Source organism: Pseudorhodoplanes sp., assembly GCF_046289595.1.
Taxonomy (GTDB): domain Bacteria; phylum Pseudomonadota; class Alphaproteobacteria; order Rhizobiales; family Xanthobacteraceae; genus Pseudorhodoplanes.
Genome location: NZ_JBKBVB010000002.1, coordinates 21,654 through 38,942 on the forward strand (window position 1 = coordinate 21,654; position 17,289 = coordinate 38,942).

Sequence of the window (17,289 nt, forward strand, 5' to 3'; positions counted from 1 at the left end):
ATCGCGTGACCCGACGTCAACCATGTGCCGGAATTGCGCAACCGCGACAGTGCATCGGTGGCTTTTCAGAATTGGACTGACTACAATTTAGGTAAGAGTCGGGGGATAGAACACCGGCCCAACGGGGAATGAAATGCCAGCCTGCCGTTTGCGGCTCGCCGGTCCCAACAGAGCACAGGAAACCGAAGGGTTCCGGGACGCGTGCGAGAGGAGTCAATGAAACCGACTGACATCGGCGATCCGAATTATTTCCACAAAGTCGTGGACTGCCAGTGGGCATGCCCCGCGCACACGCCCGTTCCCGAATATATCCGCCTTATCGCGCAGGGGCGTTATACCGACGCCTACATGATCAACTGGAAATCGAATGTGTTTCCGGGAATTCTGGGCCGCACCTGCGACCGCCCCTGCGAGCCGGCCTGCCGGCGCGGCCGCGTCGAGAAGGACCCGGTCGCGATCTGCCGCCTGAAGCGCGTCGCCGCCGACTACAAGGACGACGTCTCGGCGCGCATGCCGAAAAGAGCGCGCGTCAAGAACGGCAGGCGTGTTGCGCTGGTTGGCGGCGGACCCGCCTCCCTCACCGTCGCACGCGACCTCGCTCCGCTCGGCTATGACTGTGTGGTATTCGACGGCGATCCGCAGCCCGGCGGCATGATGCGTACGCAGATCCCGAAATTCCGGCTGCCCGATTCCGTGATCGACGAGGAGACCGGCTATATCCTCGATCTCGGCGTCGAATTCCGCGGCGGCCGGCGCATCGACAGCATGAAGGCGCTGCTCGCCGAGAATTACGACGCGATCTTCGTCGGCTCAGGCGCGCCACGCGGCCGCGATCTCGATATTCCCGGGCGGAAGGAAGCCGCCGCCAATATCCATATCGGCATCGACTGGCTATCCTCCATCGCCTTTGGTCACATCGACAAGATCGGCAAACGCGTGATCGTCCTCGGCGGGGGCAATACCGCGATGGATTGCTGCCGCTCCGCGCGAAGGCTTGGCGGCGAAAGCGTGCAGGTCGTGGTGCGGTCGGGCTTCGAGGAAATGAAGGCGTCTCCCTGGGAGAAGGAAGACGCCATGCACGAGGATATTCCGATTCACAATTATCTCGTGCCGAAGGAATTCACCCACGAGAACGGCAAGCTGACCGGCATCACCTTCGAGAAGGTCAAGGCCGAATATGACGACAAGGGCCGGCGCAAGCTCGTTCCCGCCGGCGAGCCGGACCAGCACTTCCCGTGTGACGACGTTCTGGTCGCGGTTGGACAGGAGAATGCCTATCCGTGGATCGAGCGCGACATCGGCATCGCGTTCGACAAGTGGGACATGCCGGTGGTGGATGCGACCACGCTCGGCTCGACCCACCCGAAAGTGTTCTTCGGCGGCGACGCGGCGTTCGGACCGAAGAACATCATCTGGGCGGTCGCGCATGGCCATGACGCCGCCTTGTCGATCCACAAGATGCTGTCCGGCGAAAGTATCAGCGAGCGGCCGCTGCCGCATGTCGAGATCGTCAGCCAGAAAATGGGCATTCACGAATGGTCCTATGACAACGACGTCACGCTGGACCATCGCTATCGCGTTCCGCTGCGGGACAAGCAGGTGGCGCTGCGCGACATCAAGGCGGAGGTCGAGCTTGGCTATGACGTCAAGCTCGCGCTCGGCGAGGCGCATCGCTGCCTGAATTGCGACGTACAGACGGTGTTCGCCTCACAGCTCTGTATCGAATGCGATGCCTGCGTCGATATCTGTCCGATGGACTGCATCACCTTCACCCAGAATGGCGACGAAGCCGACCTGCGGCAGCGGCTCCAGGCCCCGGCTCTGAATCTGACACAGGACCTCTATGTTGAGGACGGGCTGAAGACCGGCCGGGTGATGGTGAAGGACGAGGATGTCTGCCTGCATTGCGGGCTGTGCGCCGAACGCTGTCCGACCGGCGCCTGGGACATGCAGAAATACCTGATCGAAATGACACATGCGGGTGATCGAGGATGTCAGGCGGCGCGCTCAGCAGCGTAAATGATTTCGTCATCCGCTTTGCCAATGTGAACGGCTCCGGCTCGGCAAGCGCGAACGAGATGTTCGCGCGCGCGGTGATGCGGATGGGCGTGCCGGTCTCGCCCCGCAATATCTTCCCATCCAACATCCAGGGATTGCCGACCTGGTATGAGGTGCGCGTTACCGAGGACGGCCATCTCGGTGCCCGCGGCGGCGTGGATTTCATGGTCGCGATGAACCCACAGACCTTCGACAAGGACGTCGCGATGATCGAGCCGGGAGGCTACCTCCTCTACGACTCGACCAAGCCCCTGCCGGCCTCAAAATTCCGCGAGGACATCAACGTCATCGGCGTGCCGCTGACCGCGATCTGCAACAAGGAATATACCGACCCGCGCCAGCGGCAGCTGTTCAAGAACATCATTTATCTCGGCGTGCTCTCGGCCCTGCTCGAGATGGACGCCACGGTGATCGAGACCCTGATCGGCGAGCAATATAAGGGCAAGGACAAGCTGATCGGCCCGAATGTGCATGCGCTGCATCTGGGCCGAGACTGGGCGCTTGCGAACCTGAAATGCCCGATCGGCCTGCGCATCCGCAAGGCCGACAAGGTCGGCGACCGCATTTTCATCGAAGGCAATGCGGCCGCGGCGCTCGGCGCGGTCTATGGCGGCGCGACCGTCTGCGCATGGTATCCGATCACGCCGTCATCCTCGCTGGCCGAGGCTTTCACCCGCTATTGCGCCAGGCTGCGCGTCGACAAGGATACCGGCGAGGCAAAATACGCCATCATCCAGGCCGAGGACGAACTCGCCTCGATCGGCATGGTGATCGGCGCCTCGTGGAACGGCGCCCGCGCCTTCACCTCGACTTCCGGGCCCGGCATATCGCTGATGCAGGAATTTCTGGGCCTCGCCTATTTCGCGGAAATCCCGTCGGTCATCTTCAACGTTCAGCGTGCTGGCCCCTCGACCGGCATGCCGACGCGCACACAGCAATGCGACCTGATCTCCTGCGCCTATGCCTCGCATGGCGATACCAAGCATGTGATGCTGTTCCCCGAGGATCCGCACGAGGCCTTCCGGTTCGGTGCCGATGCATTCGACCTCGCCGAGCGGCTGCAGACCCCGATCTTCGTCATGCTCGATCTCGACATCGGCATGAATCATCGCCTCTGCGCGCCGCTGACATGGGACGACAATCGCAAGTTCGACCGCGGCAAGGTCATGACCCGTGCCGAACTGGAGGCCGGCACCGAATTCGGCCGCTATCTCGATGTGCATGGCGACGGTATTCCGTTTCGCACCTATCCCGGCACGCATCCCACCAGAGGGTCGTTCTTCACCCGCGGCACTTCCCGCGACCGCTATGCGCGCTACACCGAGGAGGGCGGCCCTTACGTCGACAACATGCAGCGGCTCTTACGTAAGTTCGAGACCGCTAAGAATATCGTGCCGCGGCCGCTGATCGCCAATGCCGACAAGCCGACCAAATACGGGGTAATCTATTTCGGCTCGACCTCGCCGGCGATGGACGAGGCGATCGGGCTTCTGGAGAAGCGCGGACACGAGCTCGACCGCATGCGCATCCGCGCTTTCCCGTTCCATTCCAGCGTGAACTCTTTCGTCGCCGACCACGACTTCGTCTACGTGGTCGAGCAGAACCGCGACTCTCAGCTACGCTCACTCATCGTCAACGAATGCGGCGTCGATCCGGTGCGGCTTGTGCCGATCCTGCATTATGACGGCACCCCGATCACCGCGCGCTTCATCGCCGGCGCGATCGGGGATCATCTCGGCCGGATGAAGGTCAAGCCGATGCGGGTGGCGTCATGAAGTTTTCGCTCGCCATCACGGGCGCCCTCGCCGGCGTCCTGGTCGCGGCCGGCCCGGCGCTGGCGCAATTCAAGACGCCGGAAGCCGCGGTCGAAAGCCTTTATGCGATCTATACAAAGCAAGGCTCCGACGGGTTTTCGGACCGCGATGCGCCGCGCTTTCTGGACGCCCAGACGTTGAAATTGTGGCGCGCCGCCAGGCACAAGGATTCCGACTTTTTCATTCAGGGCCAGGACTTCGAACTGAAGGACGTAAGCGTCGCACCCGCCAGGATTGCCGGTGACAAGGCGGAGACGGTTGTCACCTTCCGCAATTTCGGCGAGCCGATGCGGATCACCTATGTCTTCGTCCAGGCCAAAGACGGCTGGCGCATCACCGATGCGCGCAGCAGCAGCGGAACCCTGCGGGCGGCGCTTAAGCGAGCGAGCAAACCATGACCTATCTCGCCAAACCGAAATTCCACCACCCCGCTCTGCCGAAGAATGCGCTGGGCTATACCCACCGCGATTACGAGGGCTCGATCTCCACGCTCTGCGCGGGCTGCGGCCACGATTCGATTACCGCGGCGATCATCGAAGCGTGTTTCGAACTCTCCATCGAGCCTCACCGGGTGGCGAAGATATCGGGCATCGGCTGCTCGTCCAAGACCCCGACCTATTTCCTGGGCAATTCGCACGGCTTCAATTCCGTACATGGCCGCATGCCCTCGGTGCTGACCGGCGCCAATCTCGCCAACCGCGACCTGATCTATCTTGGGATATCGGGCGACGGCGATTCCGCCTCCATCGGCTTTGGCCAGTTCGCGCACGCGCTTCGTCGCGCCGTCAACATGGTCTATATCGTCGAGAATAACGGCGTGTATGGCCTGACCAAAGGCCAGTTTTCCGCGACCGCCGACCGCGGATCAAAATCCAAGCGCGGCGTCATCAACACCGACAATTCGATCGATCTATGCGCCATGGCGCTGCAGCTCGGCGCAACCTTTGTCGCCCGCTCCTTCTCCGGCGACAAGAAGCAGCTGGTGCCGATCATCAAGGCCGCCATCGAGCACGAAGGCGCGGCTTTCCTCGATGTGATCTCGCCTTGCGTTGCCTTCAACAATCATGCGGGCTCCACCAAGAGCTTCGACTATGTGCGCGAACATAACGAGGCGGTGAACCGGCTCGACGTGATCGCAGGCCGCGCGCCGATCACGGTCGACTATGGCGAAGGCGAGGTCCAACTGGTGGAGCAGCATGACGGTTCGACGCTTGCGCTCCGCAAGCTCGGCGCCGATTACGACATCCACGACCGCACCGCGGCCATGGCTTTCCTGCAGCGCCACGCCGCCGAAGGCCAGATCGTCACCGGCGTCCTCTATATCGCCGAGGAACCGCAGGATCTGCACGCCTCGCTGAAGACGATCGCCAAGCCGCTCAACACGCTGGGCGAGGCCGAGCTCTGCCCCGGTTCGGCTGCGCTCGAGAAAATCAACGCCAGCCTGCGCTGAAGCCGTAAACATCGTAGCACCGGGCCTTGCCGCGCGCTGGAAGGCACGGCATGGTGAACGGCGTCCAATCAAGGAGAGCAGCGTGTATCGCCGAAAGCTCGGCCGCTCGGATCTTTCGATTGCCCCGATCGTGTTCGGCGGCAATGTGTTCGGCTGGAGCGCCGACGAAAAAACTTCGTTCGCGCTACTCGATGCCTTTGTCGATGCAGGCTTCAACGCCGTCGATACTGCGGACGCCTATTCGCGCTGGGTGCCCGGCAATTCCGGCGGCGAATCCGAAACCATCATCGGGCGCTGGCTGAAAGCGCGCGGACGCCGCGACGACGTTCTGATCTTTACCAAGGTCGGCAGCGACATGGGGTCCGGCAAGACCTTGAAGCGCGATTATGTGATGCGTGCTGCGGAAGCCTCCCTGCGGCGGCTGCAAACCGACTATATCGACCTGTATCAGACCCATTTCGACGACATCGACACCCCCGTTGAGGAAACGCTCGATGCTTATGCAACACTGATTGCGCAGGGCAAGGTGCGGGTCATCGGCGCGTCCAATGTCAGCCCGGATCGCCTGCGGGCCTCGCTCGATGCAAGCCGCAGGCTCGGCCTTCCGCGCTACGAATGCCTGCAGCCGCACTACAATCTCTGTGAGCGCTTTGGCTACGAGCACGACTACGAGGCGCTGTGCGGCGAAGAACAACTCGGCGTCATTACCTATTATGCGCTCGCAAGCGGCTTTCTGTCCGGCAAATACCGCTCCAAGGACGACCTTCCGAAGAGCGCCGCACGCGGCAGCGGGGTCGCCAAATATCTCGACGCGCGGGGTCTGCGCATTCTCGATGCGCTCGATACGGTCGCAGCGCGGCACGCGGCGACGCCCGCGCAGATCGCGCTGGCCTGGCAGCTGGCGCGGCCCGGCATCACAGCGCCCATTGTCAGCGCGACACGTCTCCCCCAGCTTGCCGAAATCCTGAAGGCGCCGGACATAGCGCTGACCGCCGAAGACATCGCTGTGCTCGATACGGCCAGCGCGGAAGCTTGATCGTGGAGCGCTTTACCGGTTCACGCAGTTCTGGGTGAAGCTTCCGATCTGGCCGGGGCCGACGCCCTGCCCAGTCCCGGACATGATGCAGTCGCGGGCGCGATCCTGGAAAGTCTGACCTGCCGGACGCGCCGGCGCGATCGCCGGCATACCGCCGGTGCCGGCTACACCCGGAACAGTCGCGGCAGGCGATGCCGGGTTGGCCATGCTCGGCGCGGTAGGCATCGGACGGACGGCGCCGGGCGGTGTCAGGGGTGAGCTGTGGGTCGGGATCGTGGACAGGGTGGATGAGCCACGCGGCGCGCGCCGGGAACCGGCTTTGGCCTTCTGCCGTGCGGGCTGCGCATCGTCCGCCTTGGGCACAGGCTTCGCCCGCTTCGCGGCACGCCGCTCGGACCCGTCATTGATGATCGAGAATGGAAATCCTTCGCTGCTCTGGGCATGCGCAACCGGGCCCGAAAACCCAGGCAAGATCAACGCCAATGCAAAGATGCTCAAGCGATTCCACATATCGCTCATCCAATCTCTAAGGATGCAGGACCAGAACCTGCACCAAGATTTAATATAGGAACGCAAGGGGGGCGGTTTCGGGTCCCGGCCTCGGCGGACCTAGTCTAGATTCGCGGCTTCGCACGCTCGGGTTCCGCAGGCTCCAATGGCGCGAGCCGGACCGCTGCGCGCACACAACGGTCGGACAGACGGCGCAGATTGGCGGCGGTCCGGATGGCGCGGTCGGTTTGAGACACCGGAAAAGCGCCCCGGCTCGCGGCATCCAGGAGCCTCGCCTTCAGCGCCTGATACGCGGCTTCTACCTCGGCCATTGCCGCCTCCGCCGCCGCGACTGGAATCCTCTCGTTTTCGTCTCTACCCAAGCCGACCAGCGTGTCGACCTGTCGGATCAGATTTTGCGCGGTGTCCTCGGCGCCCCCCAGCGGTCCCGACAGCGCGGAGGGCCGCTCTGCCCGCTCGGCGACTTCCTCGAAATGCTGGACCGCCCGCAACACCGAGGCCAGCGCCGCGCCGATCGGTTCCGGGGACGGCGTCGCAGACATCGCCGCAACGTGGTCTTCGATCCGCCCGGCCAGCTGCCGTGCGGCCTCGCGTTCGGTCTCGAAGGGCTGGCCATTGAGCGCCTTGTGAACCGCCGATCGCGCCAGCGCGCCCAGCCGGTTGGTCTCCAGCACAAGCCCCGCGAGACTGAGCTCCGGCACCGCGAGGAGATTGGCATCGAGGTAGCGCGGCGAGGCCAGGTCCTCGACCGGCGACCGGAACATCCTTTGCAGGACCCGCACCAGCATGGCCGAGAACGGCCACATCAGAACGACGCCGAGCAGATTGAAGGTTGTGTGAAACAGCGCCAGCGTCGTCGCCGGCGCCGCGCCAAGCCCGATCAAATCGCGCAAGGCTTCGATGCCCGGCAATATCAACGGCAGCAATGCAATCGCGGCGACGGCGGCGATCAGGTTGAAAACGATATGCGCGGCCGCAACCCTGCGGGCGTTCGGGGTTGCGCCGATGCTCGCGAAGACGGCCGTGGACGTGGTACCGATATTGGTGCCAATCACCGCGGCGGCGGCATAAGACAGCGGCACCGCATCGCCCGCCGCGGCCGTCAGCACGATCGCCATCGCAGCGCTGGACGATTGCACAAGAACCGTCAGAAAGGTTCCAAGCCCCAGAAACAGCAATGTCGTTGTCACCGGATGTGCGGTCAGGCCGGCCAGGCCGATATCGTCGCCAATCGACGAGAATGACTTTTGCAGGATGTCGATGCCGAGAAAGAACAGGCCCAATCCAGCGATGGCGAGGCCGAACGCTGCTGCCCGGCCACGCGATGCCGACAGGAGCCGCAACGCCATGCCAATTCCGATCAACGGCAGGGCCAGGGCTTCCATCTTGATCTTCACGCCGATCAGAGCCACCAGCCATCCAGTCATCGTGGTCCCGACATTGGCCCCGAACACCAGCCAGACCGCCTGAGAGAGCGTGAGCAGGCCGGCATTGACGAAACCGACAATGGCCACCACCACCGCGCTCGACGACTGCACCAAGGCAGTGATGACGGCTCCGGTAATGAAGCCGCGGCCGCGATTTGAGGTCCACGATCCGAGGATGGTCTTGAGGCGCTCACCGGCGGCCGTTTTCAGGCCGTCGGTCATCAACCGCATGCCAAGAAGAAACAGCCCGACCCCGCCGGCCAGCGACGCCACCTCCGCTGCGCCGATCCCCGGCAGCATCATTGCTCAGTCACCCCTCCGGCGCCTCCTCGATCGGATCGTAGCGGGTGGCATCGAGCCCGAGCAGGTTGAAGCTCTGCTGCATATGCGGCGGCAGCGGTGCAGTGACGTCGATCACCCCGCCGCGCGGATGCGGCACTGCGATCCTGCGCGCCAGAAGGTGCAGGCGGTTCTGCATGCCGCCGGGCAGCTGCCAGTTTTCGATATCGAAATATTTCGGATCGCCAACGATGGGGTGCCCGATATGGGCGAGCTGAACGCGCAGCTGATGGGTGCGTCCGGTGACCGGCTTTAGCGACAGCCAGGCGAGGCGCTGCGCGGCGGTTTCTACCACCGCGTAATAGGTTACAGCATGGCTCGCGCCCTCTTCGCCGTGCCTGGCGACACGCATCACCGAGTCGTCCTGTCGCTCCTCCTTGGCAAGATAGGTCGAGATGCGGCCCTGTTTGGGCTTGGGCACGCCGGGCACCAGTGCCCAATAGATCTTGCGCGCCGACCGCGAGCGGAACGTCTTGGCAAGCGCTGCGGCGGCAAAGCGCGATTTCGCCACCAGAAGGCAGCCGGCGGTATCCTTGTCGAGGCGGTGCACGAGCCGCGGCCGCTGGCCGTCCTTGGTCGCGATCGCTCCCAGCATGCCGTCGATATGGCGCACAGTGCCGGAGCCGCCCTGCACGGCAAGCCCCATTGGCTTGTTGAGGACCATCACATCGTCGTCCTCGTACAAGGTGATGGATTCCAGGAAGGCGCGCGTGTCTGCATTCTTGCCGCCGCCCTCACCGTCCCCGCGCGGCTTTTCCGGATCGAGCCGCAGCGGCGGGATTCGCACCGATTGTCCCGCCTCCAGACGATCCTTGGGCTCCACCCGCTTGCCATTCACCCGCAACTGGCCCTTGCGGATGATGCGCTGGATATGACTGAAGGACAGCCCCGGAAAGCGCGCTTCGAGGAAGCGATCGATGCGCATGGCGTTCTCGTCAGCCGTGACAGTCACGGTCTGCACCGCCATGCTGAGCGGCGCGGCATCTGCCGGTATCGGTCTCGCCTCAGGTTTCGGAGCGGCTTTGTGCGCTGCCGTAACCGGGGCGGATTTCCGCTGCCCCCCGGGAGGTCTGATCCGCTTTTCCTGAATTTTGCCGAACGGCCGCGCAGACGTGTCGGCCCGCTCTGGCCTGCCGACACGCCCTTGCTGCTCGGGACGCTCTGGTTTCTGAGCACGTCCTTGCTGATCCGGACGCCCGTGCTTCACGGGCCGGCGCTGCGGCAATGACGGACGTTTGACGCGCGATCTCATGACCGCGCCATACCACAATCCGGCCCGCCAATGCGAACCGGACCGTGCCGCTTCATTGCGCCATGACCGGGACTGTCGTTTCAACGACCCTGGGCTTAACCCCGGCAAGTTCAAGCACCGCTTTAAGGACTGCATGTCCCGGTTTCGCGCCGGCTTCGAACCGGCCGACAAAGGATCGCTCGAACGGATTGCCGGGGTCGGACGCGGACGGGTCCGGTTCGAGCGGGATCGCGACCTCGTGCCCGTCCGCCATCCGCCGGGTCAGTTTGATGCCGGCAGGGTCGACGCTGGTCCGGTCGCCGAGCCGCAGATGCACATAGACCTTGCCAACGTCGCCGGTGCGATAGATCGGCTCGTCCGGCTCCACCTTGACGCCCACCAGCTCGGTCAGGCTGCCGTCGACGGAGAGCATCCGGCCGCGCTCGCGCACCGGCACGGTGGCGATGGCGCGCGCGACGCTTTCGGTCAGCGCCACGCGCAGGAAGTCCTGAATCTGCGGATCGTGAAGGATGCGGTGGTGATCGGAGAAGCTGGTCGGGTGGAATGGCGTCTGGCCGATTACCGCACTGTCGCGGATCACGGTGCCGTCGCCAGCCCAGCTATGCAGCACGGTCAGCACCGCGGGCCCTTCCCCGTTACGAAATGCGGCGCGCTGCGGCGTCCGCTGATCGAGCCCGACCAGCAGCACGTCCTCGACATCGCGGGGCATCGGCATCGTGATCAGCGCCTCGAGTTTCCGGATACGTCCGAAGGTTTGCTGCAGGTCCGGCATGGTCGTCGTGTCGACCCCCTCCCAATGCAGCGCAGTCCACATATCGCCGCGTGCCGGATCGAATGCGTCGGCGGTGTTGCCACAGCAGTCGTGATAGCGCGGCATCAGTTCGAACACCGAGGGAAACGACAGCATGGTGCGGCGGAATCCCTCGAGCCCGCCCATCGCCGGATTGAGCGCGCCCCACCCTTTCTGCACGGTCTGGAACACCTTGACCGAGCCCTGAAACGGCGCCCCGGCGCTGAACAGACGCGCCACGCGCTCGCCGCCCTCGTTCGCCACATAGATACGCGCAACAAGTGCGCCCATGGAATGCGCAAGAATGTCTACCTTGCCGTCCGGCACCTTGTCGCGGATGAACGCGCCGAGCGCCCTTGCGTTATCGAACGCCGAGCGCCGCCAGTCATAGGCGAATACGAACAGATCGCGGCCCTCGCGATATCCGGTCTTTTCGAGGTGGCGGATGATCGGCGAATAAACGTCCTGCGCGTAGACACCGAGATAAACGATCTCACGAATAACGCCGCAGGGCCTGATCGGATCGCGCGCATCCGGCCGGTGCGACAGACGAATGGTTGGAAACTGCTTCAGTGCGCCGACCGTCCCCCACACGACCTGCACTTTCTTCGGATCTTTGGGGTCGGGGCGGCAGAGGCGTGAACCGAGGAGACCGGGAACCAGAACCAGCGGCCGCTGGACGCCTGGGCCAGGCTTTGGCGTGACCTGCTGCGCAGATACCTGCGGCGCGGCGCATAGCGCCAGAGATAGAGCGGCGGCATACCAGCAATGCCGAATGGCCGGGGCGGGCAACGTGACCATCGCCCTTCTCCTTTTCGTACGCCTCCTGGCCCCGGGCTCTTGCGTGCGGCCGGGCCGACCCAATCTACCAGACTCCGCCGCACGCCCAGTCAGATTGTCGTGAAAGGCCTCCCTTCCGAAGTCTTTCCGGGCAGCATCGATCCACCTTCCGGCCAATTTGCGATGAGCAGCGCATGACCCTGGTCAGCTTCGTTCTCGGACTCACCTTGCTGATTGTGGGAGCCGAGTTCCTGGTTCGTGGCGCGGCGAAGCTCGCGCTCACCTTCGGAATATCGCCGCTTGTCGTGGGATTGACCGTGGTGGCTTTCGGCACCGGATCGCCCGAGGTCGCGGTCTCGATGCAGTCCGCACTCTCCGGTCAGGTGGACCTCGCCGTCGCCAATGTGGTCGGCAGCAACATGTTCAACGTGCTTTTCATCCTCGGCGTGTCGGCGATGATCACGCCGCTCCTGGTGGACCGGCAGCTGATCCGGCAGGAAATCCCGATCATGGTCGGCACGTCGCTGCTCTTGGCCGCGATGGCGTGGGATGGGGCGATTTCCCGCGTTGACGGCTTGATCCTCACCGCTCTTCTCGCCGCCTATACCGTGTTTCTCATCGTTCAAAGCCGCCGGTTCGGCGCCAAACCGGAAGACGGCACAGAGGACCTCCCAGGGGCGGGCTCGGATTGGGATTCGACGGTGCCGGTACAGGCCGTCTTGATCGTTGGCGGCCTGGCGTTGCTGATTGTGGGTGCGCAACGGCTTGTCGGGGCCGCGATCGCGTTTGCAACGTATCTCGGCGTCAGCGAGATGATCATCGGGCTGACGATCGTTGCCGCGGGCACGTCGCTGCCGGAGGTCGCGACCTCGGTCATGGCCGCGATCCGGGGGCAGCGCGATATTGCGGTCGGTAATGTCGTCGGCAGCAACATTTTCAATATTCTCGGTGTGCTCGGCCTGTCCGCCGCGATCATACCCGGCGGACTTGTCGTTGCGCCGGCTCTGCTCGCGTTCGATATCCCCGCGATGGTGGCGGTGGCGATCGCCTGCCTGCCCATTTTCTTTACCGGCAATCTGATCGCGCGCTGGGAGGGCGCGGTCTTTTTCGGACTCTATATCGCCTACACGGTGTATCTCATCCTGGCCGCAAAACAGCACGATGCCTTGTCGACCTACAGCTTCGTGCTCGGCACCGTGGTCCTGCCGCTCTGTGCGCTGACCATCGCCGTCATTGCCTGGCGCGAATGGCAAAGCAGGCATCCCACATCTTGACATCGCGCGTTCCCGCCTGCGAAGGCTCTGGGCCATGACTTCTGACATCGCTGAAAAAATCGCGGCCATCGGCCGCGTGATCGATCCGCAAAAGACCGCGGCACTATACGCACCGCTGCATAAGCCGGAGCCCTATGCCGGCGTGACCGTCACGCGCGACATCCGCTATGGCCCGGCGGGCCGCAATTTTTTGGATATTTTCGTCGAACAAGGCGCGACGGGCACGCGCCCGGTGCTCGTCTTCGTGCATGGCGGCGGTTTCACCGGCGGCAACAAATCGACACCCGGCTCGCCGTTTTACGACAATGTGCCGCTATGGGCGGCACGCAACGGGCTTGTCGGCGTCAACATCACCTATCGCCTTGCGCCTGAGCATCCCTGGCCGGCCGGCCCGCAGGACGTCGGTGCGGCGCTTCAATGGGTGCGCGACAATATCGTGGATTATGGAGGCGATGCTTCGAAGATCGTGCTGTTCGGCCATTCGGCGGGTGCGACCCATGCCGGCAGTTACGCGGGTATGCGGCAATTTCACGAGCCCGACGGCATCCGCATCGCCGGCCTGGTTCTGACATCGGGAATCTACGACTTCACCGACTTTCCTCCGAACGAGGGCTATCGCTCCTATATCGGCAGCGACGAATCCCTGTATCCGGCGCGCTCCCCGATCGGCGGGCTGCGCACGCTTGCGGTGCCGTCGCTGGTGGTCTGCGCCGAGTACGATCCCCTTCCGTTCGTGAGCCAATTTGAGGCGCTGCTCGCCGCCATGGCGAACGCGCCGGGCGGTCCTCCGATGACGCTATTTCTGAAGCAGCACAGCCATCTGTCGCTTGGCTATGCGATTGGCACGGACGATACGGCGCTGACGGGGCGGATTCTCGATTTCATGCGGGGGCTGGGATAGGCGCGTTGCGGTCTTGGTGCTGCGCAAAAAAAGGCCCGGCATCCATATCCGCGGCCGGGCCAAGTGGAGAGAGACGCTGCTGAAAGCGCCCTGCCCGGGAACACGCAAACCGGGCACAACTGCTGATAATTGACATGCCCCGCTTCGACTGTGAGCCGCATCACACTGCACCCGAAAGTTTTCCCTTCGCTGCCGGACACATTCGGCTTTCGTTAAATGATGATTCAGAGCCGCGCCGTAACGTCGCCCCCCTCTAAGGAGGGATACTATGTCCGAATTATTGAACTCGCTCGACAAAGCCATCGCCGCACACGCAACCTGGAAACGGCGCCTGAAAACGGCCGCGGAAACCGGCCAGTCGGATGTGAACCCGCAAACCGTCGCCGTCGACAATCAATGTGAATTCGGAAAGTGGCTTTATAGCGCAACGATCTCGCCGTCAGATAAAGGTACAGATTTCGACACCGTGAAGAAGCTGCACGCACAATTTCATCAGTGCGCGGCGCAAACTCTGAGCAAAGCCCTGAGACGCGACAAGGCTGGCTATGAAAGCGACATGAGTCTGACCGGCAGCTTCACCAGCGCTTCGGCAAAGCTGACCGAGGCGATGATGGCATGGAAGAGGCGCCTGGCCGCCAAGGTATGATACGGGTGTCCGGCAAGCAGAAAAACCCCCGCGGCGCCCCGATTTGCCCAACGAAATCGGGGCGACCGCATGCGACATGCCGCTCGATGCGTTTCACGTCCCGGCCTTGTCGCGGCGCAGTTTCGCCCAATAGTCCAGACGCTTCCTGATCTCGCGCTCGAATCCGCGTTCGGGCGGGTCGTAGAAGGTCTGGCGGGGCAGCGCGTCCGGGAAAAAATTCTGCCCGGAGAATGCATCCGCGGTGTCGTGGTCGTAGGCATAGCCGCGGCCATAACCTTCGTCCTTCATCAGGCGGGTCGGCGCATTCAGGATGTGCTTCGGCGGCAGGAGCGAGCCATGCTCCCTGGCGCTCCGCATTGCCGCGCCATAGGCCTTATAGGCAGCATTCGATTTCGGCGCGGTGGCGACGTAGATCACGGCCTGCGCGATCGCGAGTTCGCCTTCGGGGCTGCCGAGGAAATCGTAGGCCTCTTTCGCCGCATTGCAGATCAGCAGCGCCTGCGGATCGGCGAGGCCGATATCCTCTACGGCCATGCGTACCACACGCCGCGCGATATAAAGCGGGTCTTCGCCGGCGTCGAACATCCGAGCGAGATAGTAGAGCGCGGCATCGGGATCGGAGCCGCGCACCGACTTGTGCAGCGCGGAGATCAGGTTGTAATGCCCGTCCTGGCCATTGTCATAGATCGGCGCGCGCCTTTGCACGATGTCCTGCAGCGCAGCCTCGTCGAAAATTTCACCCGGCCGCGCCGCGCGCCACACCTCTTCCGCAAGCGTCAGCGAGGCGCGGCCGTCGCCATCGGCCATCCGGATTAACGAAGCGCGCGCGCGCTCGTCGATCGGCAAAGGCCTGCCCTCGATCTCCTCGGCACGCAAAAGAAGTTTGCCGATAGCATCCTCATCTAGCGAGCGAAAGACCAGGACGCGCGCGCGGGACAATAGCGGCGCATTCAGTTCGAAGGACGGATTCTCGGTAGTGGCGCCGACGAGCACAATGGTGCCGTCCTCCATCACCGGCAGGAACGAGTCTTGCTGGGCGCGGTTAAAGCGGTGAATCTCGTCGACGAATAGCAGCGTGCCCTGCCCGCTTTCCCGCCGCGCGCGGGCCTGTTCGAACACCTTTTTCAGGTCGGCGACGCCGGTGAAGATTGCGGAAATCTGTTCGAAATGCAGATCGGTCTGCTGCGCAAGCAGACGCGCGACTGTGGTCTTGCCGGTACCAGGCGGGCCCCAGAAGATCAGCGAGCCAAGCGATCGCGTCGCCAGCATGCGGCTCAGAATGCCGTCGGGCCCCAGCAGATGATCCTGGCCGACCACCTCGGCGAGCTTCTGTGGGCGAAGCTTGTCGGCAAGCGGACGCGGCCCCGCCTTGTCGAGTCCTGCGGCGGTGAACAGGTTCCGACCGCCCTGTTTTGCGCGGGGCGGCGTCATCGCGGCTTCATCCGGGAAATTGCGCCGTTACCTGCCGGCCGCCGCGCAGGATCGTGATCTCCCAGAAGCGCGCCGGAGCGCGGGTAGCGCGCTCCAGTTCCTTGCTGGTGCCGACACGCGCATCATTGACCGCCAGCACGACATCGCCGCGCTGGAACCCGAGCCGCTGGGCGACCGAGCCTTGCGCCAAATCAAGCACGACAACGCCTTCCGCGGAGGGATCGAGCCGCAATTCCTCGGCAAGGGCCGGTGACAGATTGCCGACTTTCGCACCGGACAAGGGCGAACGCGATTTCAGCACCACTTCCTCGCGCGGCCGGTCCGGCGCGGTCTGCAGCGCCACCACGACCGCGACCTCCCGCCCGCTGCGCAGAACGCCGATCTTTGCCTGGCCGCCGAGCGGCCGCGTACCGAACCGGTATTCGAAACCGTTATGGTCCTCGACTTCCTGACCTTCGATCGACACGATCACATCGCCGGTGCGGATGCCGGCGCGCGCCGCAGGCGAATCCTTGCTGACGCCGGCAACCAGCGCACCGGCGGCGCGCTTGAGGCCAAGACCTTCGGCGATTTCCGGCGTCACGCTTTGCAGTTTGGCCCCGAGCCAGGGTCGCTTCACGGCGCTGCCGCCGCCGCGGGCTGACGCCACCACCACCTGGACCATCTTGGCCGGGATCGCGAAGCCGATGCCCTGCGAACCGCCGGAGCGCGAGAAGATCGCCGTGTTGATACCGACGAGCCGGCCGGACAGATCGACCAGCGCACCGCCGGAATTACCGGGATTGATCGCCGCATCGGTCTGGATGAAGAACTGATAATCGGTGATGCCAACCTGGGTGCGGGCGAGCGCCGAAACGATGCCATGGGTTACGGTCTGGCCGACGCCAAACGGGTTGCCGATGGCGAGCACGAGATCGCCGACCTCCAGATCGTCGGAATTGCCGAATTCGGCGGCCGGAAACCGTTCCCGCGCGTCCTTGATCTTCAGCACCGCAAGGTCGGTGCGCGCGTCCTTCAGCACGATCTCGGCTTCGAATTCGCGTTTGTCGGCGAGCGAGACCTTTACCTCGGTTGCACCCTCGACCACATGATTGTTGGTGATGATGAAGCCGCTCGCATCGACGATGACGCCGGAGCCAAGCGAGCGCTGCATCTGCTCGCGCGGGATATTGCCGGGCGCACCGAAGAAGCGGCGGAACATCGGGTCGTCGAACAGCGGATGCCGCACCTCCACCGCGCGCGCGGCATAGACGTTGACCACGGACGGCGCCGCCCGCTTCACCACCGAGGCAAAGGACAATCTCAGCTCCGCCGCCGACCGTGGAACGGTTCGGTCCTGCCCCTGCGCCGGCGAAGTGAGCGCTGCCGCCGTGAGGCCAAAGGTCGCGCAGAGAATGCACAGGGTTCGGCGTCCGATCATGCGAAATTCCCCAGAATCTGCGCCAGATATAGGCCGAACCGGGGAGCAATAGAAGGGCGGGGCCGTACACATGGCGTTCATCGCATCCAGCCAATAATCCAATCCGGCCAGAGACTTGTGCCGGACCGGCCGCTTTTGCATTACCGGCCCGGACGCCAGGG

14 protein-coding genes are annotated in these 17,289 nt (G+C 63.8%); 9 read left to right on the plus strand and 5 right to left on the minus strand.

Annotated features, from left to right (window positions below):
* Window positions 1-216: 216 nt before the first annotated feature.
* The 6 genes from ACK41X_RS00815 (at window position 217) to ACK41X_RS00840 (ending at window position 6,926) form a co-directional block, all read left to right on the plus strand.
* Window positions 217-2,019, plus strand: a complete 1,803-nt coding sequence (locus ACK41X_RS00815; RefSeq protein WP_409718003.1) for an FAD-dependent oxidoreductase — start codon at window positions 217-219, stop codon at window positions 2,017-2,019.
* Entirely contained in the window at window positions 1,992-3,833 is a 1,842-nt protein-coding gene (locus ACK41X_RS00820) for a 2-oxoacid:acceptor oxidoreductase subunit alpha (RefSeq protein ID WP_409718006.1), read from the plus strand. Before ACK41X_RS00815 ends, ACK41X_RS00820 begins: the two co-directional genes overlap by 28 nt.
* A complete protein-coding gene (locus tag ACK41X_RS00825; protein ID WP_409718009.1) occupies window positions 3,830-4,270 on the plus strand; it encodes a hypothetical protein in 441 nt (146 codons plus the stop codon). Before ACK41X_RS00820 ends, ACK41X_RS00825 begins: the two co-directional genes overlap by 4 nt.
* Window positions 4,267-5,322, plus strand: a complete 1,056-nt coding sequence (locus ACK41X_RS00830; protein ID WP_409718012.1) for a 2-oxoacid:ferredoxin oxidoreductase subunit beta — start codon at window positions 4,267-4,269, stop codon at window positions 5,320-5,322. The genes ACK41X_RS00825 and ACK41X_RS00830 overlap by 4 nt, the downstream gene beginning before the upstream one ends.
* Before the next feature lie 82 nt (window positions 5,323-5,404).
* A complete protein-coding gene (locus ACK41X_RS00835) occupies window positions 5,405-6,358 on the plus strand; it encodes an aldo/keto reductase (protein WP_409718015.1) in 954 nt (317 codons plus the stop codon).
* Window positions 6,359-6,557: 199 nt separating this feature from the next.
* A complete protein-coding gene (locus ACK41X_RS00840) occupies window positions 6,558-6,926 on the plus strand; it encodes a hypothetical protein (protein ID WP_409718018.1) in 369 nt (122 codons plus the stop codon).
* Window positions 6,927-6,972: 46 nt separating this feature from the next.
* Here ACK41X_RS00840 and ACK41X_RS00845 read toward each other — a convergent pair whose 3' ends face one another.
* Genes ACK41X_RS00845 through ACK41X_RS00855 form a run of 3 tightly spaced genes read right to left on the minus strand, consistent with a single transcriptional unit; the run spans window position 6,973 to window position 11,477 of the window.
* Window positions 6,973-8,598: a Na/Pi cotransporter family protein gene (locus tag ACK41X_RS00845; protein WP_409718021.1), complete on the minus strand. Its 1,626-nt coding sequence runs from the start codon at window positions 8,596-8,598 to the stop codon at window positions 6,973-6,975.
* A gap of 7 nt (window positions 8,599-8,605) precedes the next feature.
* The gene (locus ACK41X_RS00850; RefSeq protein ID WP_409718038.1) at window positions 8,606-9,886 is read right to left on the minus strand and encodes an RluA family pseudouridine synthase; all 1,281 of its coding nucleotides are present in this window, start codon (window positions 9,884-9,886) and stop codon (window positions 8,606-8,608) included.
* 52 nt (window positions 9,887-9,938) lie between these two features.
* Window positions 9,939-11,477: an alpha/beta fold hydrolase gene (locus tag ACK41X_RS00855; RefSeq protein WP_409718041.1), complete on the minus strand. Its 1,539-nt coding sequence runs from the start codon at window positions 11,475-11,477 to the stop codon at window positions 9,939-9,941.
* Between the two features lie 173 nt (window positions 11,478-11,650).
* Here ACK41X_RS00855 and ACK41X_RS00860 point away from each other — a divergent pair, with 173 nt between their 5' ends.
* The 3 genes from ACK41X_RS00860 (at window position 11,651) to ACK41X_RS00870 (ending at window position 14,277) form a co-directional block, all read left to right on the plus strand.
* On the plus strand, window positions 11,651-12,730 hold the full coding sequence (locus tag ACK41X_RS00860; protein ID WP_409718044.1) for a calcium/sodium antiporter: 1,080 nt from the start codon (window positions 11,651-11,653) through the stop codon (window positions 12,728-12,730).
* A 34-nt stretch (window positions 12,731-12,764) separates the two neighbouring features.
* Window positions 12,765-13,631: an alpha/beta hydrolase gene (locus ACK41X_RS00865; protein WP_409718047.1), complete on the plus strand. Its 867-nt coding sequence runs from the start codon at window positions 12,765-12,767 to the stop codon at window positions 13,629-13,631.
* A 268-nt stretch (window positions 13,632-13,899) separates the two neighbouring features.
* Complete coding sequence (locus ACK41X_RS00870; RefSeq protein ID WP_409718050.1) at window positions 13,900-14,277, plus strand: CZB domain-containing protein; 378 nt, start codon at window positions 13,900-13,902, stop codon at window positions 14,275-14,277.
* Between the two features lie 93 nt (window positions 14,278-14,370).
* On the opposite strand, the gene ACK41X_RS00875 is transcribed toward ACK41X_RS00870, so the two are convergent.
* Both ACK41X_RS00875 and ACK41X_RS00880 read right to left on the minus strand, forming a co-directional pair.
* Window positions 14,371-15,708 carry a replication-associated recombination protein A gene (locus ACK41X_RS00875; protein ID WP_409718052.1) on the minus strand — a complete coding sequence of 446 codons (1,338 nt, stop codon included), beginning with the start codon at window positions 15,706-15,708 and terminating at the stop codon, window positions 14,371-14,373.
* 7 nt (window positions 15,709-15,715) lie between these two features.
* Window positions 15,716-17,128, minus strand: coding sequence for a DegQ family serine endoprotease (locus tag ACK41X_RS00880; protein WP_409718054.1), 1,413 nt, complete (start codon window positions 17,126-17,128; stop codon window positions 15,716-15,718).
* Window positions 17,129-17,289: the final 161 nt, after the last annotated feature.